This window comes from Sinobaca sp. SA16-1, assembly GCF_059510515.1.
In genome coordinates, this window is sequence record NZ_JCAKFL010000001.1 from 192032 (window position 1) to 216242 (window position 24211).

The 24211-nt window shown below is 44.3% G+C and carries 20 protein-coding genes; 9 read left to right on the forward strand and 11 right to left on the reverse strand.

Annotated elements, in window-relative coordinates; genetic code table 11:
* Window positions 1-72: 72 nt before the first annotated feature.
* A complete protein-coding gene (locus AC5W2J_RS00900) occupies window positions 73-669 on the reverse strand; it encodes a YdhK family protein (RefSeq protein WP_496057597.1) in 597 nt (198 codons plus the stop codon).
* A 177-nt stretch (window positions 670-846) separates the two neighbouring features.
* On the opposite strand from AC5W2J_RS00900, the gene AC5W2J_RS00905 reads away from it, so the two are divergent.
* The 4 genes from AC5W2J_RS00905 to AC5W2J_RS00920 all read left to right on the forward strand — a co-directional run bounded on the left by AC5W2J_RS00905 (window position 847) and on the right by AC5W2J_RS00920 (window position 5213).
* Window positions 847-1119 carry a hypothetical protein gene (locus AC5W2J_RS00905; RefSeq protein WP_496057598.1) on the forward strand — a complete coding sequence of 91 codons (273 nt, stop codon included), beginning with the start codon at window positions 847-849 and terminating at the stop codon, window positions 1117-1119.
* A gap of 108 nt (window positions 1120-1227) precedes the next feature.
* Entirely contained in the window at window positions 1228-2217 is a 990-nt protein-coding gene (locus tag AC5W2J_RS00910) for a LacI family DNA-binding transcriptional regulator (RefSeq protein ID WP_496057599.1), read from the forward strand.
* Window positions 2218-2374: 157 nt separating this feature from the next.
* Window positions 2375-3784 carry a sucrose-specific PTS transporter subunit IIBC gene (locus AC5W2J_RS00915; protein WP_496057600.1) on the forward strand — a complete coding sequence of 470 codons (1410 nt, stop codon included), beginning with the start codon at window positions 2375-2377 and terminating at the stop codon, window positions 3782-3784.
* A gap of 25 nt (window positions 3785-3809) precedes the next feature.
* Complete coding sequence (locus AC5W2J_RS00920; protein WP_496057601.1) at window positions 3810-5213, forward strand: glycoside hydrolase family 32 protein; 1404 nt, start codon at window positions 3810-3812, stop codon at window positions 5211-5213.
* 287 nt (window positions 5214-5500) lie between these two features.
* Here the strand turns inward: AC5W2J_RS00920 and AC5W2J_RS00925 are convergent, their stop codons facing one another.
* From AC5W2J_RS00925 to AC5W2J_RS00945, 5 genes are all read right to left on the reverse strand, one after another.
* Window positions 5501-6262 carry a LamB/YcsF family protein gene (locus AC5W2J_RS00925; protein ID WP_496057602.1) on the reverse strand — a complete coding sequence of 254 codons (762 nt, stop codon included), beginning with the start codon at window positions 6260-6262 and terminating at the stop codon, window positions 5501-5503.
* Window positions 6263-6274: 12 nt separating this feature from the next.
* Window positions 6275-7492 (reverse strand): NRAMP family divalent metal transporter, encoded by a 1218-nt coding sequence (locus tag AC5W2J_RS00930; protein WP_496057603.1) that lies wholly within the window; start codon window positions 7490-7492, stop codon window positions 6275-6277.
* Window positions 7493-7580: 88 nt separating this feature from the next.
* Window positions 7581-8807 carry a DUF819 family protein gene (locus tag AC5W2J_RS00935; protein ID WP_496057604.1) on the reverse strand — a complete coding sequence of 409 codons (1227 nt, stop codon included), beginning with the start codon at window positions 8805-8807 and terminating at the stop codon, window positions 7581-7583.
* A gap of 15 nt (window positions 8808-8822) precedes the next feature.
* On the reverse strand, window positions 8823-10313 hold the full coding sequence (locus tag AC5W2J_RS00940) for a M81 family metallopeptidase (RefSeq protein WP_496057605.1): 1491 nt from the start codon (window positions 10311-10313) through the stop codon (window positions 8823-8825).
* Between the two features lie 14 nt (window positions 10314-10327).
* Complete coding sequence (locus AC5W2J_RS00945; protein ID WP_496057606.1) at window positions 10328-11587, reverse strand: ArsR/SmtB family transcription factor; 1260 nt, start codon at window positions 11585-11587, stop codon at window positions 10328-10330.
* A gap of 228 nt (window positions 11588-11815) precedes the next feature.
* Between AC5W2J_RS00945 and htpG the strand changes: the two genes are divergently transcribed.
* The 4 genes from htpG (at window position 11816) to AC5W2J_RS00965 (ending at window position 17267) form a co-directional block, all read left to right on the forward strand.
* Entirely contained in the window at window positions 11816-13699 is a 1884-nt protein-coding gene (htpG, locus tag AC5W2J_RS00950; protein WP_496057607.1) for a molecular chaperone HtpG, read from the forward strand.
* A gap of 173 nt (window positions 13700-13872) precedes the next feature.
* A complete protein-coding gene (locus AC5W2J_RS00955) occupies window positions 13873-15003 on the forward strand; it encodes a GTPase (RefSeq protein ID WP_496057608.1) in 1131 nt (376 codons plus the stop codon).
* Window positions 15004-15037: 34 nt separating this feature from the next.
* On the forward strand, window positions 15038-16168 hold the full coding sequence (locus AC5W2J_RS00960) for a GTPase (RefSeq protein WP_496057609.1): 1131 nt from the start codon (window positions 15038-15040) through the stop codon (window positions 16166-16168).
* Window positions 16169-16283: 115 nt separating this feature from the next.
* Window positions 16284-17267 (forward strand): LacI family DNA-binding transcriptional regulator, encoded by a 984-nt coding sequence (locus tag AC5W2J_RS00965; RefSeq protein WP_496057610.1) that lies wholly within the window; start codon window positions 16284-16286, stop codon window positions 17265-17267.
* Window positions 17268-17302: 35 nt separating this feature from the next.
* Here the strand turns inward: AC5W2J_RS00965 and AC5W2J_RS00970 are convergent, their stop codons facing one another.
* The 5 genes from AC5W2J_RS00970 to AC5W2J_RS00990 form a co-directional block, all read right to left on the reverse strand.
* The gene (locus AC5W2J_RS00970) at window positions 17303-18796 is read right to left on the reverse strand and encodes a glycoside hydrolase family 32 protein (RefSeq protein ID WP_496057611.1); all 1494 of its coding nucleotides are present in this window, start codon (window positions 18794-18796) and stop codon (window positions 17303-17305) included.
* Between the two features lie 36 nt (window positions 18797-18832).
* Entirely contained in the window at window positions 18833-19672 is an 840-nt protein-coding gene (locus tag AC5W2J_RS00975) for a carbohydrate ABC transporter permease (RefSeq protein ID WP_496057612.1), read from the reverse strand.
* On the reverse strand, window positions 19673-20593 hold the full coding sequence (locus AC5W2J_RS00980) for a carbohydrate ABC transporter permease (RefSeq protein ID WP_496057613.1): 921 nt from the start codon (window positions 20591-20593) through the stop codon (window positions 19673-19675).
* A gap of 1 nt (window position 20594) precedes the next feature.
* The gene (locus AC5W2J_RS00985; protein WP_496057614.1) at window positions 20595-21887 is read right to left on the reverse strand and encodes an ABC transporter substrate-binding protein; all 1293 of its coding nucleotides are present in this window, start codon (window positions 21885-21887) and stop codon (window positions 20595-20597) included.
* A gap of 121 nt (window positions 21888-22008) precedes the next feature.
* Entirely contained in the window at window positions 22009-22779 is a 771-nt protein-coding gene (locus AC5W2J_RS00990; RefSeq protein ID WP_496057615.1) for a CpsB/CapC family capsule biosynthesis tyrosine phosphatase, read from the reverse strand.
* Window positions 22780-22981: 202 nt separating this feature from the next.
* Here AC5W2J_RS00990 and AC5W2J_RS00995 point away from each other — a divergent pair, with 202 nt between their 5' ends.
* Window positions 22982-23908 (forward strand): NAD(P)-dependent oxidoreductase, encoded by a 927-nt coding sequence (locus tag AC5W2J_RS00995; RefSeq protein ID WP_496057616.1) that lies wholly within the window; start codon window positions 22982-22984, stop codon window positions 23906-23908.
* Window positions 23909-24211: the final 303 nt, after the last annotated feature.

Below are 24211 nucleotides of genomic sequence, written 5' to 3' on the forward strand. Positions count from 1 at the left end.
GGAAAAAAAGAAATAAAAATTATCGGAAAATACAAAAAAGGTCTTCCTTTTTAAAAGGAAGACCCCTGTTGATTAGTTTATTTCAGACAATTCATCGCCGGTAACCCATTTGTGATTGGATACTTCTTCCCCGCCATCTGTCGGGGTAAAAGTAATCATATAAACCGTCGTATCTTCGGCTGAATCTATTTCAGCTTCTGTTCCCATCATACCTTCCATATGGTCTGTGTTCATCACGGCAGTGTCACCGGATTGAAGAGGATCCTCTCCTGGGTCTTCCAATTCCTCATGAACGACCCATTTATGGTTCTCTACAGGATCACCGCCGTTTTCCGGGGTATAAGAGACAGCATAGGCCGTCGTGTCATACGCGCCTTCAATGACGGCTTCCGCTCCCTCCATTCCTTCCATATGACCTGTTTCAATCATGACACGGCTGCCTTCCTCATATTCAGGATTGTCTGCTTCCTGGAGGTCATCCGGTACTTCTCCGGAACTGGAATGGTTCATGTGGCCTTCTGACTCCCCGTCCATCATCTCCTGCTCCGACATATCTTCGTCCATCATCGTATCCTCATCCATCATATTTGTCGGCTCTTCCTCGTTCCCGCAGGCTCCTAAAGCTAAAACGACTGCCAGCAACGTACTTCCTGCTGTGATTTTTTTCATCGGTAAGGTGCCTCCCTCTCTCTTCTAATTTCTCTGTATGGTTACAGCTTATCGTACATGTATGAAGAATTCGTGAAGAATACAGATTTTTTTCTGGTACTTATTGACAGATCGATAATCTCGTATATAATTCTTTATAAAGAACTTTCCATACTATAAAAAGAAGGTGGTTATCGATTGAATCTTTCCAATGACACCGTGATTCAGTTCATTTATGTTCCCGCTGACCCAAAAACAAAGCAGCAGATTTTGTTTTTCGATACTGTAGAAGCCCTGCGAACCTCTCCAATACTCGATGAGAGCCTCAATGAGTGGGACGGCTTTGAACTTGGGGAAGAATTTAACATTGGTGCCTATGAGACGAAAGTAACTGCTATCGATACCACACCGCATTCCAGTAAATCTTCTATTATTTCCTATTACATGATGCCATCTGCACTTGTCATCTGATAGTCCCTATCTGTTTATAAACAATTCTCCTTCTTAATAGAGGACGGGAATTGTTTATTTTTGTATAATAGGAAGATGTATTAGTATTTTCCAGAAGGAGTTCCTACATTGATTACTATAAAAGAGATTGCATCCTTAGCCAATGTTTCCGGCGCGACAGTATCAAGAGTTCTAAATAATTCCGGCTACGTCAGTGAAGAGGTACGATCAAGAGTTTTGAAAATAATAGAAGAGCATCAATACATACCAAGTGAGCACGCTAAGTCTCTTAGAACAAAACAAACTAAAGTAATCGGTGTGATCATACCAAAGCTCAGCACAGAATCCGGGAGCCGGGTAGTGGATGGTATTAATGTGGAGCTTGCAGCACATGGTTATCAAATTATTTTAACTGCCTCCAACCTGGATCCTCAAAAAGAAATTGAGTTATTAAAACTTCTGCGCAGCAGGCAGGTCGAGGGCATCATACTAAATGCCACTAACGTAGACCCCTCGTTAATGAAAGAAGTGAAAAGAATCAATATTCCTTTCGTCGTTGTAGGGCAGAAATTTGCCGAAGAGTCCTATGTTGTTTATGACAACTATAACGCTTCAAAAGAATTAACTTTGTATTTAATAAAAAAAGGCCATAAGAACATTGCATTTATTGGCGTGAATGAAAAAGATGAAGCAGTTGGCTCTCTTAGAAAAAAAGGATACGAAGACGCCATGAAGGAAAGCGGACTCCGTTTAGAAACCGGGTTAATGAAAGAAGCTTCCTTTGGCATTCAGCCGGGGTTCGATGCGATGCAGTCCATTATTCAATGTTCCGATGTCAAACCGACAGCAGTCCTGGCAGTGACAGATCGTCTAGCCGTCGGAGCGATGCGTTATTTAAAAAAAGAAGGCTATTCCATTCCAAAAGATATAGCCGTTGCCGGCATCGGTGCTTCTGAAATTTCTGAAAACGTTGACCCTCCTTTAACGACAATAGATTTCAAAAACGAAGAAGCCGGCCGGGAAGCAGCAAAATTAATACTAAATAAAATCCGAACCAAAGATCATACTATCCAAAAAATGGTTTTAGGCTATAGACTTTTAATTAGAGATAGCGTATGATCGTAACATGTAACCGATTACACATTAAAATTAATGTGTAATCGATAACATATCCTTTAGGAACGTTTATGTGCATGTACTATATTATTTTTTTGTATGTGTAATCGATTACACATACTGAAAGGACAGGTTTCTTTACACATAAGGAGGGTTTTGAATGAATAAGGCGATCGCTGCTCAAATTATTGATGCTGTAGGTGGACAGGAAAACATTTCTTCGGTATCGCATTGTGCAACCAGGCTGCGGATCATGGTAAAGGACAAAGAAAAAATTGACCAGGAAAAAGTCGAAAACACAGATAAAGTTAAAGGGGCGTTCTATAATTCCGGACAGTATCAAATTATATTAGGCACCGGCACCGTTAACAAAATCTATGAAGAAGTCGTGCAGCTTGGAACTCCTGAATCTACGAAATCACAGCAGAAACAGGAAAATGAGAATCAAGGGAATTTTTTCCAACGTGCTATCCGTTCCTTTGGTGACGTGTTTGTTCCTATCATCCCTGCCCTTGTTGCCACCGGTCTTTTTATGGGACTGCGGGGATTAGTACTGCAGGAACAAATTCTGGCCTGGTTTGGCATGACCCCTGACGAAATTCCTGCCAACTTTTTATTATTTACAGAAATTCTTACCGATACGGCTTTTGTCTTTCTGCCGGCATTAGTTGCGTGGTCAGCCTTCCGTGTATTCGGCGGGAGTCCTATAATTGGTTTAGTTCTCGGTTTAATGCTTGTCAGCCCTGCCCTGCCTAATGCCTGGGAAGTAGCCGGCAATGAAGCAGAACCTATTATGTTTTTTAATTTTCTTCCGGTCACCGGGTATCAAGGTTCTGTCCTGCCCGCTTTTATTACTGGATTGGTAGGGGCAAAGCTTGAAAAACAGATTCGAAAAAAAATGCCCGAAGCATTGGATCTTATTGTTACACCATTTATTACTTTGCTGATCATGATATCTCTGGCTCTTTTTATTCTGGGCCCCAGCCTTCACGCTTTAGAAAATGTAATTTTAGCCGGCACCCTGGCTGTTTTGGACTGGCCATTTGGCATTGCCGGATTATTGATTGGTTTTTTCAATCAGATCATCGTTATAACAGGTGTTCATCACGTATTTAATTTATTGGAAATTCAAATGCTGGAAGCTACAGGAAGCAATCCTTATAACGCCATCGTTACAGCCTCAGTAGCGGCACAAGGCGGGGCAGCTCTTGCGGTGGCAGCGAAGACCAGTTCAAAGAAATTAAAAGCCTTAGCCTATCCTTCTTCATTTTCTGCTCTCTTAGGTATTACAGAACCGGCTATTTTCGGGGTAAACCTTCGTTATGGTACACCGTTTATTATGGGACTTATTGGAGGCGGCGCCGGCGGATTTCTGGCTTCCGTATTAAATCTTCAAGGAACAGGGATGGCTATTACTGTGCTTCCCGGTGCACTGCTTTATTTAAATGAACAAATTTTCTCTTATATTTTAGTTAACATCGTGGCGATTGCCGTAGCCTTCGTTTTAACCTGGTTCTTTGGGTTTTCCGATAAGAAGCACCTCAGCCAAAAGGAATCCAAGACTCCATAATTTTATAAAGAAAGGAGACTACCCTTTGATTTCAAACAGCCAGGAACCCCTTTCCGATGATTACCGTCTTCAATTTCACCTCACTCCTTCTCAAGGGCTTTTGAACGATCCAAATGGTTTTGTTGAGTATGATGGAACGTATCATCTTTTTTATCAGTGGAATCCGTTTGCTCCTACCCATGAAAGAAAACACTGGGGACATTATACGTCTAAAGATTTGGCTCACTGGGAGAGACAGCCGCCGGCTCTTTCCCCTAACAGCTGGTATGATCAAAATGGCTGTTATTCCGGTAGTGCCATCGTAGTTGATCGTTCCCTTTTTCTTTTTTATACCGGAAACGTTAAAGACGAGGAAGGCAGACGCTCTACCTATCAATGCCGGGCCATGTCTTCAGATGGAAAAACCTTTAACAAAGAAGGCCCTGTTCTTAATCTGCCTTCCGACTATACTTCTCACTTTAGAGATCCAAAAGTGTGGAAACGAAATGGAGTCTGGTATATGGTCATCGGCGCTCAAGGAAAAGACTACACAGGAAAAGTGGCTTTTTTCAGCAGCACAGATTTTACCTATTGGTCCCATCACGGCTCTATTGCCGGCTCATTTGTTAACGGATTAGGCTATTTTGGCTACATGTGGGAATGTCCGGATTTGTTCTATTTGGAGGGGGAAGATATTCTCCTAGTATCTCCGCAGGGAATGGAAGCGGAGGGAGACCGTTACAATAACCTGTTTCAGTCCGGTTATTTTACAGGAACTCTAAATTACGAGAATAAAACCTACAAGCACGGAGGATTCACTGAGCTGGATCATGGATTTGACTTTTATGCTCCCCAGACTATGCTGGACAGTAAAGGGAGAAGACTCTTGATCGCGTGGATGGGCATGCCGGATGAAACAGAAAACCACCACCCTACCCTTGTGAACAATTGGATTCATGCGATGACGATTCCCAGGGAACTCAAGCTGGTGAATGGTTCCCTTCAGCAGATTCCTGCGGAAGAGTTAAAATTATTACGCAATAAACAGCAGACGTATCATTACTCCTCTCTTTCTACTGAAGGAGTTCATCTTTCTTTATCTGAAGAAAAGACATTAGAGATGTTTCTGGAATGTCCCCCTGCTTCATTTGCGATTAACATTCGAAACACAGCTGACATTCACTATGATGCTTTTCAACAGACATTTACTTTTAAGCGTACCAGCCTTAAAAGCAGTCAAAAAGAAGAAAGAAAAACTTCTGTTAAAAAATTGAAAAACCTTCATATCTTTTTAGACACTTCTTCTATAGAAATTTTTATTAACAACGGGGAGCATGTCTTCACTTCCCGCATCTTTCCTTCAAAAGAGTCTCGGGAACTTTCCCTTCACCCTTTTGAAGAATCCCCCTTCACTATTACGACGTGGGAGCTGAGAAGTATTTGGACGTAGAAAACGGGGCTGTCCCAAAACCTGCTCTGTAGATTGTATTCTTCATTTTGCTAATAAATAAGAGATGCCAGACGAAACCCCTCGTATTCCTTTTGGAAAGAATACGAGGGGTTTTACATACCGTGATGGTCCTTTTTTGATCAATAGAGCCTTTCTTTTCCGACAGGAATGCTCAGGCAGACCAGCCATCGGTGAAGATAAAGAAGGCTCTTTCCTCTTTAGCTGAAGCATGCCTGCCGAAAGCTTCCGCTATTTTCCAACTGTACGTTTGGGACAGCCTTGTTTTTTTAAGAGAAAGAACGAATTTGAATGCCTTCTTCCAGCAGCATCTGCCGCATCGATCTGGTAAAGCTGAGTGCCTGCGGGTTGTCTCCGTGAACGCAGAGTGTATCCACTTCCATTGGGATAATCGTGCCATCCACGGCAGTGCAGGTTTTTTCCAGAATCATCTGTTCTACGTGACGGACCGCTTCCGCTACGTCATGAATGGAGGCATCGTCCCGTCCGCGCGGGGTCAAAGAGCCATCCGCCTGGTAGGTCCGGTCCGCAAAGGCTTCTTTTGCGACACGCAGCCCCTGTTTTTCGCCTGCGGCCAACAGTTCGCTGCCGAAAAGACCAAACAGAATAATATTTTTATCCACGTCACGAACCGCTGCGGCTACTGCTTCAGCCAGCACCGGATCTCTCCCTGCCATATTATACAATGCGCCGTGCGGCTTCACGTGCTGCACGGATGTTCCTCCGATCCGGCAGAAGCCCTGGAGTGCACTGACCTGGTACACTATCAACTGATAGACGTCTTCCGGCGTCGTCTGGATTTCTCTGCGTCCAAACCCCTGCAGATCCTGAAACCCCGGATGCGCCCCTACAGAAACACCGGCGGCTTTCGCCCGTTTTACCGTCTGCGCCATTACCCGGTGGTCTCCTGCATGATACCCGCAGGCAATATTGGCAGAAGTAATTTCTCTTAACACTTCTTCGTCATTCCCTAATACATAGGTTCCAAAGCTTTCTCCTAAATCACAGTTCAAATCAATGTGGTACGCCATCGTGTTCCTCCTCTAAAACAACTGTGGAAGCATATTTATCATTGTATAAATACCGAGATACGCCGTTAAACCTACAACGACCGCCCCGAATATGGTCATCCAGATCGGATGCTTGTAGTCTTTAACAATACTGACACGGTGAGCAGCGAGCAGAATCGAACCGAGCGTCAATGGCAGAATCAGCCCGTTTACCGCGCCTGCCAGGACGAGCAGCATCACCGGCTCTCCTATAATGGCCAGAATGGTCGTTGATAACACAATAAAAGCTACCGTCCAGTAGTTTTTATACCGTTCCACGCTTTTGTGAAACGTAGTTAAAAATGACACCGACGTAAACGCCGCCCCAATGACAGACGTAATTCCTGCGCACCAGAGCACGAGTCCGAAAATCCGGTAGCCGATGTCGCCCGCTGCTATTTGAAAGGCCGAGGCCGTCGGGTTGTCCGCATTCAACGAATATCCAGCGGCTACTACTCCCAGGATAGCAAGAAACAGGAGGGTCCGCATAACAGAAGCAACAATAATTCCCGAGACCGCCGTTCTTGTGACATATGTTAAATTCTCTCTGCCGGTAATGCCTGCTTCCAACAGACGATGACCGCCGGCAAACGTAATATATCCGCCTACCGTACCGCCTACGATCGTAATAATAATCAGAAAGTCCACTTCAAGCGGAGCGACCGTACGAAAGGCCGCTTCCGCGTAAGGCGGGTTACTGACAATCATAATGTAGGCGGTAAATCCGATCATAACAATACCTAAATAACGGACAATCTGATCCATTGCCGCATGGGCTTCTTTTAATAGAAAAATCACAATGCAGATAATACCGGTCAAAATGGCACCAATTGTCGGATCCACGCCAAGCAGGGCATTGGCGCCGAGCCCGCCCCCTCCTACATTTCCTATATTAAAGGCAAGGCCCCCTAAAATAATAAAAAACGCCACTACGTAGCCGAGCCCCGGGAAAACCGCGTTTGCTATGTCCTGCCCTCTCATTTTCGCAACGGCGATAATGCGCCAGATATTGATTTGGGCGCCGATATCCAAAATAATCGACACAAGGATTACGAAGGCGAAGTTTGCCAGCAGCTGCTCAGTAAAAACGGCCGTCTGTGTTAGAAATCCCGGGCCTATCGCAGAAGTGGCCATTAGAAATACCGCACCGATCATTGCATTCATTCGACTTTTCGAAGACAAATAGGCTGAAGCCAGCGGATCTTTTCTCATGTCACTGCCTCCTTTTCTTTTAGCCCAGTATAAACAAAAAAGGCGGCTGTGCCGACCTAATTTGTAAAAATGATATCTTTACTGCGTTTTATAATAAAGTAGAGAACCACAATCCCATCGCTGTCGCTATATAATTCCCAATAATATAACCAAGCGTACCTATCAGCAGAATCGGAACAATTAAATCTTTCCATCCTCTCGCTATCGCCATTGCAGCTGCTGTAGTAGGTCCACCTACATTAGCATTTGTTGCGAGAATGATTTCTTCCAGGCTGAAATTGAAAAACCTTCCTAAAGTAAAGGAAATAAGCATATTAATAATCACGACAATAGCTACAAATACTAGTAACAGCGGAGCATTTTGAAAAATAATTGGTAAAGAAGCAGGAATGCCGATGACGACGAAAAATATATAGATAAAATAGGTGCCAAACTCCTGACTGCCATTCATTGCTTCAAATTTCCGGGGGAACAACGAAACCGCTGCAATAGTGATTGTAGTTAACATTAAATAACTGTCTCCGAGTAATCCACCGAGTACCGCATAAAGCCAAAATACGTTTTCTCCAGAAGGAATAATTGAAGCGAACCATTCCGCTAATTTAAAAGACACAACGACCAGCAGAAATGCCGTTCCTATAGATAATGCAATGTCTTTAAGTGAAATGTTTTTTCTTGCCCAAAAGCTTTCCGAAATCGTTTTCCCTTTTGCATTTTGCGCTTCTTTTTCCACTTCTTCTATATAAGGAGTCCGGTAATTCTTTCTAAAAAATCCAATCGCCGGTATAGCAATAAGAACGAAGAAGTAGCTTGCCATCATTAAGTTATCGGCGACTACTGTAGCGGAAACCAACTCTCCGGGTGTCTCGAATTTAGCAGCCATTGCAGCGAAGTTTACTCCGCCCCCAATATAAGAACCTGTAATGATAGCACCGATTTTATCGAGTTCCGGGATGACATCTTTTAATGCAAAGAATGCTAGTGTAGTACCCGCTACTGTTCCAATAGAACTGATCAGGAAAATGAAAAGGATCCGGCTGCTTTCTTTCCATATTTTTTTCAAGTTAACTTGAAACAATAAAAGTGGAATTGCCAGCGGCACAATGTAAGACCATACAGCATCATATACAGGAGATTCTACGGGAAGTACATTGATATTCGTAAGAATCATCGCTCCCAGCAGGGCGATAATGGCTCCCGAAATCTTGGAGGCCCATTGATACGTTTGTTCTAAATAAATACTTACTGCAGCCCATATAGCTAAAAATCCCCACAACACCCAATAATCATCAGGACTAATTAATGCTTCACCCATATTCCTTTTCCTCCTTTACAAATTAGTTGAAGTGGCACTGTACTCTGCTGTTTCTTCAAAAGGATACATAGAGGGACGAATATGTTGATAAGAAAACGACAATAAATCATTTGTGCTGAGTCCTGGAGAGTCTACAGTAATGATAGAGCCACCCAGTTTACTGTAGTAATCCCTGAAATGATGACTGGATTTCAGGCCTGCTGCTTTGCAGGCAGAAACATCAATTCCATGCAGCAAAAAAATCTGGTCATCAAATACCTGGGCTCTTCGGGAACATACAATAAGGTCTACATTTCCTATTTGCAGTCTTGCGGTTTTTCCGATGTTTCTTTTCATACCTTTCCACATTGTGGAAGCTTGAATGAACTTCCCATCGGTTAACGATTTTACATAGCCTTTAATAGAAAGAGGATGTCCGTGCTTATTATCTATTTTTGCTCCAATCAAGCATTCGATATATTCTCCAACTCCCGCTGCATGAGCAAGCTGCACTACTTCAGGATCATTTATAACGCCAAAGCAGCTGTTCTTTATATCTTTTTCCAGCATCTCTTTTAATAAAAAAGTACCATCACCCGGTGTACCTGCACCCGGGTTGTCTGAGGTTTCGTTAATAATGACAGGCGATTCCCTGCTGGCAGCAGCAGCTTCCACTCCTTCTTTTGGGGAAAGAAAAGGTAGAAAAAACTGTTCTCTCACCTGCCAGATGGCTGACGCAGCTGTTAAGGCTGTTTCTTCTGCTAGAAAACTGTCAGCATCGGTAATACAAATAACAGTAACACCCGCACTTTTTACATCTGCATAAGGAAAGCCATGAATGAAGGAACAGTCCAGTACGCCGGCACGCTGCTCCAGTTTTCTGCATGTTAGAACGAGTTCTTTAGCAGGCTCATTCATCGTAGTAAATGTAGGAAGAAGCAGAGGCAGTTTTTCGATATGCATGATCGGCTTAATCTTTTTTTGTACTACTTGCGAAGCAAGCTGCAGCGCTTTTTTTCCAGTCGTAAAAGTATCAATATGCGGATATTCTTTTATTGATAATAAAATATCTGCATGTTCAGCCATTTTTTCTGTAACGTTGGCGTGTAAATCCAACGTCACAACAACCGGTATGGACCTGCCTATTTCTTTTCTAAGCGTTTTTAATAGATCTCCTTCGAGGTCATCAATACCTTCCACTACCCCGGCCCCGTGAAGAGCCAGGCAATACGCGTCTACATTGGAATACTGAAGGCACTGTTGCAAAAATACTTTTTTAATATACGCATATGTATCTTTTTTAATCAGGCCGGAAGGAGAAGCCAAAGCAGATAAGGCAGGCAGAATTTCTATGTTTTCTTCTGCTGCGCTCTCTATCATTCCTCCAAGGTAATCTTGAACTCCTGTGTGATTGGTCAGCAGGGTCTCTTTTATTTCCCACTCTCCCACCTCAAAAAAAGACAGGTCCGTCCTTTCTTCCAAAAAAGTATTTGTTTCATGAGATAACTGTCCAATGACTATTCTCACTTCTTCTGCCTCCTTTATGAATGGTTATCAAACTGTTTACTTAAACCATACACACGCCGGTGTTTTCCTTTCGTATTGTGTGATTCTTTTCCAGTAACATCCACTAAATCTGCTTTTTCGAGCTGTCTTAAAATCCGTTGGGCACTTTTTACGGTGATACCTATCCCCTCTGCCAGTTGATTGGCGGTAAACCTGCCTTGATATATCTTGGATAGTTCATAAACTTTACTAAGCGTGAGCATACTGATGCCCACTTTATCAGCGAGCTCACGGAAGTCCGCCTGCATTGGCTTTTTTTCTATTTGTTTCAGATAAGAAAACTCTTTTATGAATGGCTTTCCTGCTGTTTCTCTGGCTTCGAGCGCAGCTTCTTGAAGCGTAAGTGCAAATCCGACACCAACATGAATAGGAACAGGACGAAGGGCTTCTATTCTTTTTTTTAGTGCATCTATTTCATGAATAAATTTCTTTTTTTCCGTATGTCGGAGTGTCGTCAATAATATAATTTCTTCCGGGGATCGACGGACGTGGTAGCCTTTTACCTTGTCTGCAGCGGCATACATTAATTTTTCCAGTTCAAGTTCGTATTCCTTTGCTTCTATTACATGTTTATTAACGGTCCATTCGCTGTAGCCTTTTAAAGAAATACTGCAGGCTGCTGCCTGAAAGGTATCTGAAGGCTCTCTTTCACAGGATAATTCTATTTTTTCAAGTGTTTCCCTTATAACTGATTTGGACGGCTTGATTCTTCTTACCGGCACATTCATTTGAGTCAACGCTTCATAGCACTCTCCGAGACTTGTCAGTGCATAGTGCGTTTTTCCTTTTTCAAATAACTCTTTATGAAACGATACGATACCGCTGACACTCATGGAGCTTTCAAACTCCAGAAGATGAACCGGCGCTTCTTCCACCCCAATTTCCACAAGGGTTTCTATTATTGGTTTTTTATTCATCGTGTCGATGCTAATGTTATTTATATTTACGTTTTTTAAGGAATACAGTGCTTTAAATAATCCTGCTCCTGTAAACGGCAGGAAAAATGCCGGCTTATCCGTCAAACGCATTCTTTCTTTTATTTTATGAAAAGGAACCAATCCTCCAAATAGGACGGCAGCGGCATCCCTATCTACCGATTGTACTATCCTGGAAATTTCTTCTTCCTTTTCATAGGCATACGGAAGTAGTTCCAACAGCGGAAAAGTTTCAGTCACTTCCATGCAGTCAGCGATAATATCATGCGGAGCTATGACTGCTACTTTATATAGATTCATATCATCACTTCTTTCATAAAAAGATCTTTATAGTTCCTTTATGTTCCTATTGTAACCTTTATCCAATTAATTTCAATATAAATGTCAGAAAAATCAATAAATTAACAGCTGCCTAATTTTAAAAAAGGCATGTTGACACGTTTTCCATGACATGTACAATATAAGAGGAGACTTTTTAGCACTCGAACACGAGGAGTGCCAAATATACAGACGAGGTGACGATAATTTATGACTACTAAACCATTTCAGGCCGAATCGAAGCGTTTATTGGAAATGATGATTAATTCCATTTATTCACAGAAAGAAATTTTTATCCGTGAATTGATTTCCAACGCAAGTGACGCCATTGATAAAATGTACTACCGTGCCCTTACCGATGATTCCCTGACGTTTAATCAGGATGATTACTACATTAAACTCAGCACCGATCAGGAAAAGCGTGAGCTGACTATTACAGACACCGGTATCGGCATGACCGAAGAAGAGCTCGAGGCCAACCTCGGCACGATTGCCAAAAGCGGCTCGCATGCGTTTAAGAAAGAAAATGAAATTAAAGACGGTCATGACATTATCGGCCAGTTCGGTGTAGGCTTCTACTCTGCTTTCATGGCCGCTGAACACGTAACAGTCTATACGAAATCAGCCGACAGCAGCCAGGCTTTTAAATGGGAGTCCAACGGAGCGGACGGCTATACGATTGAACCTGCTGAAAAAGACACCGTCGGTTCAGAAGTGATCATTAAGCTGCGCGAAAACACAGAAGATGAGAACTACGATGAGTACTTGGATGAGCACAAGCTTAAATCCATTGTGAAGAAATACTCCGACTACATCCGCTATCCAATTAAAATGGATGTGTCCGTCCACCAGCCAAAAGCAGACAATGAAGAAGAAACAGAAGAAGTACAGGAAGAACAGATTGTTAACAGCATGATTCCAATCTGGAGAAAAAATAAAAATGAGCTGACCGACGCAGACTATGAAGCGTTTTATCAGGAAAAGCACTACGGTTTTGACAAACCGCTAACCCATATTCATCTGAGTGTAGACGGCGCCGTCCGCTACCAGGCGATTCTTTTCCTGCCGGAAAATACGCCGTTTGATTACTACACGAAAGAATACGAAAAAGGCCTGGAGCTTTATTCCAACGGTGTACTCATTATGGAAAAATGCGGAGACCTGCTTCCCGACTACTTTGGCTTTGTGAAGGGAATTGTGGATTCAGAGGATCTTTCCTTAAATATTTCCAGAGAAATGCTCCAGCACGACAGACAGCTGAAGCTGATTGCCAAAAACATCAAAAACAAAATCAAAACCCAGCTGAAAACGCTGCTTAAAGAAGACCGGGACAAGTACGAAACGTTCTTCCAGGCGTTCGGCCGCCAGCTTAAATTCGGCATTCAAATGGATTTCGGCGCAAACAAAGACGATTTAAAAGACCTTCTGCTGTTCCACTCTTCTAAAGAGAAAAAGCTCGTTACATTAGCTGAATATGTAGAAAGAATGCCGGAAGAACAGAAGTATATTTATTATGCGACGGGTGAATCCTACAACCGTATTGAAAAACTTCCGCAGACAGAAATGGTTCTCGACAAAGGCTACGAGATTCTCTACTTTACAGAGGACATTGATGAATTTGCCATTAAGACGCTCACAAGCTACGAAGACAAAGAATTTAAATCAGTAGCTGCCGGAGATCTTGGCATTGAATCCGAGGAAGAAAAAGAAAAAGAAGAATCCGAAGAAAAAGAGAACGAAGAACTGTTCACAGAAATTAAAAACCTCCTCTCCGGCAAAGTAAAAGACGTGCGGGCTTCCAAACGCTTGAAGACCCACCCCGTCTGCCTGTCTGCCGATGGTGACGTTTCAATTGAAATGGAAAAGATCCTGCAGCAGATGCCGGACTATAACCAGCAGGTGCAGGCAGACAAAGTACTCGAGATCAACATCAATCATGACGTGTACCAGTCTTTAAAAGATGCCTACACGCAGGATAAAGAAAAACTGGCGCTTTATACCAACCTTCTATACAACCAGGCGCTTCTTATTGAAGGGCTTTCCGTCGAAGATCCTGTCGCCTTTACCAATGATATGTGCAAAGTAATGATATAATAATAGGTAAAGAGCTGTTCCCGGTGTTATAGCCGATTAAGGAACAGCTCTTTTTCTAGACAGGTTTAAGCCGCTCCGCTTTAGGGAAAATTTGATTTAATATGTCTCTTTATGATCCTGCCTGACTGCAGGCTTGAAAATAAATCGACAACACTAGACTTCGGGAGGTTCTTATGGCTAAAAATAAAGTCGAAAGACGTTGGAACAAGGAACTCGATCATTACTTGAAATCGGTGGAAACCAACAGCTCTGTAGCTGTGGATGTAATTGCCCAAAAGCTGGAGGCTGATTTAAACAGTCCGCTTAAGATCGGCTTTTTCGGCTCACCCGGCTGCGGAAAATCCGCGCTGATGGACACACTGATCGGTGAACAGAAAACCGATACCGGCGTAACACCCGGCACGAATGTTACCACCCATACGTGGGGCGAAAATGACTCGATTATGTTTGTGGACCTTCCCGGTTACGGCGGCCTCGACGAGGATCATACGGTCAGCGAATACTGGGATAACTTTGACATTGACTCCTTTGATGCCCTCCTCTGCTGCTTTGAAACGAAGCTCAATAAGGACGACGAGAACTTTTTTAAAGAAGCAATCGCTGAAGGCATTCAGGTTATCTTTGTCCGCACGAAAACAGATACCCTTCATGATGAAGAGAAAAGCAAACGCGAGCTCAAGCGGGAAATCCGCCAGCACCTGATTTATGACGTGTTCGGCAGTGACAGCGTGCTTGTCTTTACGAGCGCCCGTACGAAACTTGGGATTGATAAGCTGAATTTCGCCATTATCGATCACCTGGACACCGACAAAAAAGCGAAGTACTACCGTAATGCCAGAGCCTATTCGGATTTGTTTCTGGAGGAAAAAGCAAAAGCCGCCCACCGGGTTGTGATGTATTATTCCTTTATATCCGCCGGAAGCAGTGCAGTACCGGTTCCATTCTTAGGAGCAGCCATTGATATTCCTGCCGTTATGCGCATGACCAACCAGATCGGTCGCCAGTTCGGCATCACCGAAAGACGCCTGCGCCAGCTTACTTCTGAACAGGAAGACAAGCTAAGAATGTATGAACAGCTGATCCGCTTTATGGCAAAAGGCTCCAACCAGAAAATCATGACAAGCTGGCTTTCGAAAAACGCCGCAAAAGAAGCCACAAAAAACTTCTCCAAGCTCGTACCAATTGTAGGCGGAGCCGGACTGGGATTCGGATTAACGTATTACACAGGCCGGGAAGCCATTGAAGGCTGCCGGGAAATTGCTTCTGAAATTCTTGAAGCAGAAATTCATAAAAAAAGAACGTAAGCCATCATAGGGAAAGAGAACAAGGGGGTTATGGATGGTGGGTGTGAAACGAAGAAATCAATGGGATAAGGAATTAGAGCAGCTGTTTCAGGAGCTGCAGGTAGAAGAGGATACACCGGTGGAGGTTATTGCCGAGCGGGTGGAATCAGAACTCAGCACGTCGCTGAAAATCGGCTTTTTTGGTTCGCCCGGCAGCGGAAAGTCCGCGCTGATGAATGCAATGATCGGCGAACGAAAAACGGACACAAAGACTACGCCCGGCACGAACGTAACGACTCATATTTGGGGCGAAGACGATACGATGCTGTTTGTCGATCTGCCCGGATACGGAGGCCTGGTCGAAGAGCATACGGTCGATGACTACTGGGTCAACTATGACATTGAGTCTTTTGATGTGCTTCTCTGCTGCTTTGAGACAAAGCTGAACCGGGATGATGAAGCATTTTTTAAGAAAGCCAAAGAATACGGCATCCAGGTTATTTTTGTGCGCACGAAAAGCGACAATTTGTATGATCCTTACAAAAGCCGGCGCGAGCTGAAACGGGAAATCCGCCGTCATTTAATTTATGACGTGTTCGGACGCGACAGCCGGCTTGTATTCACGAGCTCGAAGACGAAGCTTGGCATCGGTAAACTTCATGACGCTGTAACCGAACGGCTCGATGCTAAAAAGCAGGACATCTTTTACCGCAATGCAAAAGCCTACTCCGAATCTTTTTTAAAGCGCAAATCCAAAGCGGCCCACCGGCTTGTGTTTAAGTATTCGTTCCTCGCCGCCGGCAAAGGGGCGGAATACGAAGATGTGCTCGATACAGCCGTGGATGTGGACGTTGTCACCGAAATGATAGAAACGGTGTCGGACCAGTTCGGCCTGACGGAAGAACGGCTGCAGAAGATGATGCAGGAAGACCAGGAAGAAGTGGAAGACTTCGACCAGATTGCCGCTCTGTCATCTGAAAACGACATCAGCGAGCAGATGGTGCTGGAATATATGGCCAAATTTAAAGGCCAGCGCCGCGTAACCAACATTACAAAAGTCGTTCCTATCGTCGGCAGTATGACAGCCGGTTTCGGCCTTTCTTATTACACAGGACGGGAATTCATCCGCAGCTGTGAAGAAATAGCCGAACTGATTCTGGACGCGGAAATACAAGAGAAAAGATAAATATATCCCCACCCTTTATACAGGCGGAGGCCGGTCTACTAAAGCCGCCGTCTCGTATTTTATTTTTTGCATCCTATTACAAATGTACGTTACCACAGCATTAAGGGGGCTTTCGATGAAACCTAAAATAGAAGATGTGGCCAAGGCTGCCGGTGTCTCTCCCACTACTGTGTCCCGTGTCCTAAATAACAGGGGCTATATCAGCGAGAACACAAAAAACAAAGTATATCAGGCTATGACAGATATCAATTACATACCAAATGATCTGGCGCGTTCGCTTTATAATAAAAAAACCAACATTATTGGTTTAATCGTTCCTACTACCAAGAACCCTTTTTTCGGGGAAATCACCGCAGAAATTGAAAATCACTGTTCCAACAGAGGCTATAAAATGCTTATATGCAACAGCTTAAATAACATTGAAAAAGAAAGAAAGTACTGGGACATGCTGCGCCGCAATCAGGTGGATGGCGTAATTGTCGGCACCTATAACCGGGGCATCCTTAATTACGACCAGCATCAGCTCCCGACGGTCGCAATCGACCATTATTTATCTAAAAACATTCCCGTGATTGGTTCGGATAATTACCAGGGAGGACAACTTGCTACAGAGAAACTTCTGGAGAGCGGCTGCCGCTATATTATACATATTAACGGACCGGGGGAATTGGAGACTCCTGCAAATTACAGAAGAAAAGCGTACGAAGATACGATGAATCAACGCGGCCTGGCACCGATTACTTATGAAATAACCGGTGTGTTTGACCAGGTGGAGCAGGACAGCATTATCTGTCAAATCCTTGATGAGCATCCTAATGCAGACGGCATATTTGCAAGCGATGATTTGTTAGCGCTTAACGTACTGCGCGAGGCCTACAAAAGGGGTATTTCCATACCTGAAAAACTGAAAATCATCGGCTATGATGGAACAGAAACCATACGCACCGCCGCCCCTCACCTTTCCACCATCTGCCAGCCTATTTCTACCATTGCCGAGTCTGCTGTTGCTATGCTTCAGCAGCAGATAACAGACCGGCTGCCTTTGGAAAGAAGTGAAACACGCCATCCGGTATCTTACTATAAAGGATCCACCGTATAATAAAACCCCATCAATTTTTATTGATGGGGTTTAGATTAGTCGATAACTTTTTTCAATTTCCACGTATCCATTGTTGTCACAGTGACGTCTGTCTCCGTGGTGAAAAGAGCAGCTTCTGTATGCGAAGGGTTTGGATAAATTCTATTCGTTATTACTGCATCCCCTTCTCCGGTAAACACTTCAATTGACGAAGTATCGATAAAGATCCGAAGCGACAGGCTGTCTTCTCTCTTCAGACTTACTTCACAAGGGGCAGCAGGAGCGCTTTCTCCTGCCCGCGTCGTATCCACCACGAGCCGTTGCTTTTCTATGTCATAGTAGACCAAAGTCTGCTCTTTATTCTCGCTTGAAGCCCTCAGTTTAAATCCAACCTGTCCTTTCCCTTCTGCTTTATTCCACTTCATATCGGCTTGTATCTCGAAGCTGTTTGTAAGGTTTTTATCCGCATTAATATTCCACACGCTGTCCGCTTTAAGCATTCCGCTTTGATGGCTTTCATGTTCCGTCCGCAGTTCTTTCATCTCCGGTACGGGGAGAAAAACAGGATGATTCCTGCTGTCCAAGGTGATTTCTCTTGGAATGGTCATCGCCCCTGCCCACCCTTCCTGTTTGGTAGGGAAATCGGTATCCCACGTATCCATCCAGGCAATAAGTATTCGTCTTCCTTTCTCATCGGCAAACGTCTGGGCGGCATAAAAATCAATGCCTTCGTCTATCTCTTGCTGGGTTTCCGGTATGAATGTGCCCGATGCATAATCCATCTCGCCAACGATAATGATATTTTTCCCGTTCTCCATATTCATTGGGGAAACAATTAACGCATGTTTCTCCCCGATCGGAAACAAATCCGGACATTCCCACATGTCCCCCTGCGTCCCATCACCTTCCAGAACCGTACCTGCATAGTCCCAATCCTCTAAGTCTTTTGAAAAAAATAAGGCCGCTGCCCCGTTTGTCCCTTTACTCGTTCCGACCACCATATACCATGTATCTTCATGCTTCCATACTTTTGGATCCCGGAAATCATCGGATAATTCCGACGGGGGACCGGATATAATAGGGTTTTGTTCATTTTTTGTAAAATGAATGCCGTCTGACGATGCGGCGGATGCCTGCACTTCCTTAGGCTCGCCGCCTTCTACATGACCCGTATAAATCAATACCAGTTCTTCCCCGTTTGTTACAGCACTTCCTGAGAAACAGCCGACTTCCGTTTTTCCGGATTCGTACTCATAGGCTTCGGAAGGAGCCAGAGCGAGCGGCTCATGCTGCCATGTGATCAGATCTTTACTGATCGCATGCCCCCAGTGCATCGGCCCCCAATCTTCGCTGTACGGATGATGCTGATAAAATAAATGATACATTCCTTTGTGCTGAATCAAGCCGTTGGGATCATTCAGCCAGCCTGACGGTGCCATGAAATGATAATCAAGCCGGTACGCCGTGTTTTTTAACTGCTCTGTATTTTGCTCCAAGGCGGCCTGTCCTTTTTTAAGCATCTGCTCGTGATTGTATGTTGTTTTCTGCATAGTAAGAAGCTCCTAACTAATTGGTTTAATTTTTGATTATTTCTGTCCTGATCCGGAACTGCTTAGTCCCTGAAGCAGGTATTTCTGCGCTACGATATACACAATAATTAATGGAATTGTTGAAATGGTAAGTATGGCCATTACTTGATTAATAAAGACCGGCTCTGTCGCGTTAATGCTTGTTATAGCAACCTGCAGCGGGTATTTATCAGAGTCCGTTAAAATCATCAAAGGCCAGATATAGTCATTCCAGCTTCCAATAAACGCAAGCGTGCCGACTGTAGCTACTGCCGGCTTGGACATTGGCAGCATAATTCTCCAAAAGATTGTCCAGTGGCCGGCGCCTTCCATCTTTGCCGACTCAATGACGGAATCCGGGACCGCGATAAAGAAATTCCGGAACAGATAGATGAAGAACGCATTCGCTATCAGGGGAATAATTACGGCCAGCCGGTTATCAACAAGCCCTAAATTATGGATGATAGTAAACTGGGTAATAATAATGGTTTCCACCGGAATAATCAGCATGGCAAGCAGCAGGCTGAACATGATATTTTTTCCACGGAAGCGGAATTTAGCAAATGCATATCCTGCCATCGCATTTACGACGATCGCTCCTGCCGTAACTAACAGGGCATAAAAAACGCTGTTAAATAAATAAGTGCCAATATCAAATCGGCTGAACAGCTCCGTATAGGTCGACAGCCATTCGGTAATCTGAAAAGACGGCAGAAGCGCCTGTACGGAGTTCAAATCCTGATAGATGCTTTCTTCTGATTTCAGGGAAGAAGACACCATCCACAAAAGCGGAAAAATAAAGAAGAATGCCAGCAGCGTAAGCAGGATGTATTCTACTAATTTTTTTACATTCCTCATTTATAAATCCTCCTTTGCAAATCTGCGCTGCACAAACGTTACGATTACAATCAATAGTCCAAACACTACGGTCATGGCGCTTGAGTATCCGACCAGCCGATCGGTAAAGCCCGTCTGGTAAATATAATAAATCGGCGTCATGGTTGAATTTAACGGTCCGCCCTGCGTCATGATCATCGGTTGAATAATCAATTTAAATGCGGCAATCAAGGTCGTAAACACAATCAAAGTCGTTGTAGGACGCAGCAGGGGTATCGTTACATGCAGAAAACTTTTCCATTTGCCGGCTCCATCTATTCGGGCTGCTTCATACACATCACCCGGAATATTCTGAAGGCCTGCCAGAAAAATAAGCATCTGATACCCTGCTCCCTGCCAGACAGAAACAAGAATAATAGCGTAAATAGCCTGGTTGGGACTGGTCAAAAATGGCTGAGCATCAATTCCAACGGATAACAGCATCGAGTTTACCAATCCATCTGTTGGATTTAACAAATAAAGCCAAAGAACAGAAATAACAACCAGAGACATTACAACAGGAGAGAAAAAGGCTACTTTTAAAAATATGTTTCCTCTTCGCTGCTTGTTAATGAGTAAGGCAAGTCCCAGTGACATTCCTACTTGAAAAATGATAATGCCTACAACAAAAATGGTGATGTTCTGCAGACTTCTTAAAAATACCGGATCCCCGAATATCTGTGTGAAGTTTCTTAACCCAACAAACTGACGCTGATCGGGCGTTAATAAATAGTAATCGGTAAACGCATAATAAATAGTTAAAAGGGCCGGAAGAAAAAGAAACAAGCCAAGAAGTATAATAGCCGGAAGCAGAAAATAAAAAGGCTGGGCCTGAAACGCGAGGGAACTGGATTTCCATCCTTCCCAGCGCTTTAAGCGTGTCTGTTTTTTTGTAAGATCCATGTTATTCCCTTCTTTCTAATGAAGTCTGCATCTCTTGTGATTTTTCATCCAGCAGCTCCTGCAGGCCTGCTTGATCTTCGTAATAAGGAAGACCGCTTATGGTCTGCTGAAAGGAACGGGTAATCTGCGGATACTCCGGCAGTACCGGTCTCGCTTTTCCAGAAGCTTCATTTTGTTCAATCAGGGTATTCATCTGCGGCGATACTTCATCTTCGATTTCTTCAATAGCCGAATACCTTGATGGCAGCACACTGTTTGCCAGGCTGACATCCACGACCGCTTCTGTGGAGGTTAGAAAGTCAATTAATTCGCCGGCTCCCTCCTGGTTCTGCGTTGCCGTGGACATGGCATACTGCCAGCTGCCGGTAGGGGTTACTAATTCACCAGTATCCGGTGAAACAGGATACGGCATAATATCGTAATCTATGTCCTGATAGTTCGTATCCAGCTGTTCCATCGTCCATGATCCGCTCATTTTCATGGGATACTGACCGGTTTCAAATCCGTTCTCAGCAGGAGAGATGGTTGTATAACCGTTATTGAGCATATGCTGCAGAAAAGACATCGCCTTCAGATTGGCTTCACTATTAAATACGGTTTCTGCCTGTCTGCCATCCTCCGAAACAATTTCGCCTCCCTGCGACCATATAAATGGGGAAAAGGCGTACATTAACCACTCACTATTATCATTGAGTCCCATATCTATAGCAGGTCGTTCATAATAAGCGTTGAGTTTATCGGAAAGCTCTATAAATTCATCCCATGTCCACGGATTATCTACAGTAGGCAGCGTATCCAGGTCAACACCCGCTTCTTGGAGCATATCCTTGTTGTAATAGATGCCCACGCTGGATTCAGAATACCCAACGGCATACAACTCCTCGTCGTATGTGCCCTGTTCTACAATACTGGGCAGCAAATCGTCTTTATCGGATATTAAGTTATCCAGCGGAGCAATAATTTCCGCTTCTGCATAAGCTGCTGTATTTGGCCCATCCAGCGTCAGTACATCCGGCAGTGTTCCAGTGGAAACCGCGGCATTTACTTTGTCTTCGTATCCTCCGCCGCCTCCGCCGCGTGGGATAAATTCTATATCAGCAGTATACGTCCCCTTAAATTTTTCATTAAATTGTTCCACCGATCCCTGCATAGCCTGTCCTTCGGGACTTTCACTCGATGTCTGCACCCATAGACTGATTTCATTATCGTTCCCATCACTTTCTGCTTGATTCCCGCAGGCAGACAGCAGTAAAGCAGTGGAAACCATTCCTGCTACCAAAACTCTCAACTTCATCACTCCCTATTTGTAAGCGTTTTCTGATCTTAGTATATTACCGGTTTTCCTTTATGTCAACCGGATGACATAAAATAAAAAAATATTGCTTCCTCTTTTATAGAGAAAGCTTGCGGGCATTCTATCCCCTGCCCCACGGAAAAAGCCTTTTGCTTTTTGACATAGGTTGGGGTTCATACGTGACGACCGGCTGATCCGCGATAATATGCCCGGCATTCGTCTGCAGGAATTCGGTCCAGTCCGTGCCGAACTCCAGATCCATATGGTCATAGGCCTGTTTCAAACGGAAAGGCTCCTGAGCCGAACGCGGGGAAGAAGAAAGAGCATGGGAAAGGTTTCCCTGCAGAAACTTTATCGCAAGCTGCTGGGTATCTCTTCCGTGAATGCGCAGGATCGATTCAGCTGATAGAATGCTGACGGCACCGCGATTGACAAAATAATGCAGAAAACCCGGATTGCTGATGAACATTGGTACAAATTCAGGAAATACCAGAACCGGGCGATAGTTCTTTTTCTGCAGCCGGTCCAAAAGTGTTTTTGCAAAAACAGCAGACGAAAACCCGCTTAAATCCACATACACATACGACGTTTTGTTTACGGTCAAAAGCTTCTGTTCTTTCTTTTCTTCCGAAATACGTCTGCGCGAACGGATACAATGGCCGGAAAGCACCGTCAGCTTCAGGCTTTTTTCTTCCAGAAGCTCTTGCAGCTCCTGCTGCTCTTCCACCGTCAGGCCGGTCGGATGTCCATTTCCCCGCATGAAAAAAGGCGGAGCATTCACAAAACTCGTAATGCCGTTTCGCACGGCTCGTTCAGCAATTCCCAGGCTTTCCGCCCAGGGCTCTTGCAGCTCCTGCTTTTCCAGAACGATTTTAGAGTATAAATTAATCACCCGTCAGCATCCTCTCATATCGAACCCCATATACTTTATTAAGAACATCATACCATATTTGGAAAATTAATTATATCCCCTCCCTTTTTATGGAATATGGCTGCGGTTACGGATCGTTTAAAAAGGGAATCTAAGACTATACAACTATCTTTTAAATTGGAATCGGTACAGGCTGCGGCCCGCCGAATAAGGAGGGATTTTCTTGAATATTCTCGTGCTTGGTGATTATGAAAATATTTATTCCTCCTCCCCCGCCGCCCGCCTGCTCCATCAAAAGGGCTGGAACGTGGAGGCTGTTACCATTCCGGTCAAACCGGAACAGATCCCTTCGCTTGCGGAAGGCAAAAAAGCCATTATTCTTGTCAGGGAGCGCACGCCTCTAGCGGCTGCGGTGATTAATCAGCTTCACGATGTGCAGTTGATCTCCCAAACCGGAAAAGGTGTCGCCCACATAGATATGAGGGCACTTGAAAAAAAGGGAATCGATATTGCGACAACGCCCGGCGGTTCCAGGCCGTCCGTTGTCGAATTAACGATTGGCATGATGATCGGGGCTGCCAGGCAGTTCCCGGCTCATCAGGAAGCGTTTGGCCGAAATCAATGGATTCAGCATACCGGAACCGAACTGCATGGCAAGCAGCTTGGGATACTAGGCTTTGGAGCTATCGGCAGGGAAACCGCACGCGTTGCCCAGGCATTGGGAATGAACGTTAAAGTGTGGCGTCCTACCGGCGGAGATGGCTCCGAAAAGGAACTTGGCATTGAGCAGATGTCCCTCGAGGATATTCTACGCTCTTCCAATGTGATCAGCCTTCACATGCGCCTTGCTCCGGAATGGAAAGGATTCTTAACCAAAGAAAAGCTGACGTTAATGAAAAAGGGTGCTATTTTTATTAATACATCGCGCGGTGCTTTTGTAGATGAGACCGCTCTCGCCCACCTTCTACGCACCCGTCATTTATCAGGCGCCGGGCTGGACGTGTTTCAGGAAGAACCTGTCCGGGAACACGCCTTTCACGACTGCGACAACGTCATTCTTACGCCTCACATCGGCTACGTCACCTATGAAGTGCTCGAACGTTTTGCTGATCAGGCGCTTCATAATGCAGTGAATTACTTTGAGAAATAAGCACACGAAACAGGAGTGTGTTACATAGCTTCTGTTTTTTTATGATTTTTTTCATTGTTTCTAAAAAACGTGTCACGTTATCTTACAACTCCGCTGAACGATTTTTTCCCCCGTGATACGATACTTCCATGAATTGCAGCAAAGCAGGTGAGCCTCGTGCTTAAGATTTCCAAAAAAGAACGGGCCCTCCGCTACAATGAAATGAATAAAGAATGATACCAGCAAGGCGTAAAGAGCCGGAAAGTTGAGATTTCCGAACGCCGGATTACCATTTTTACTTCTGTCAGCGAATTTGACCTGGCG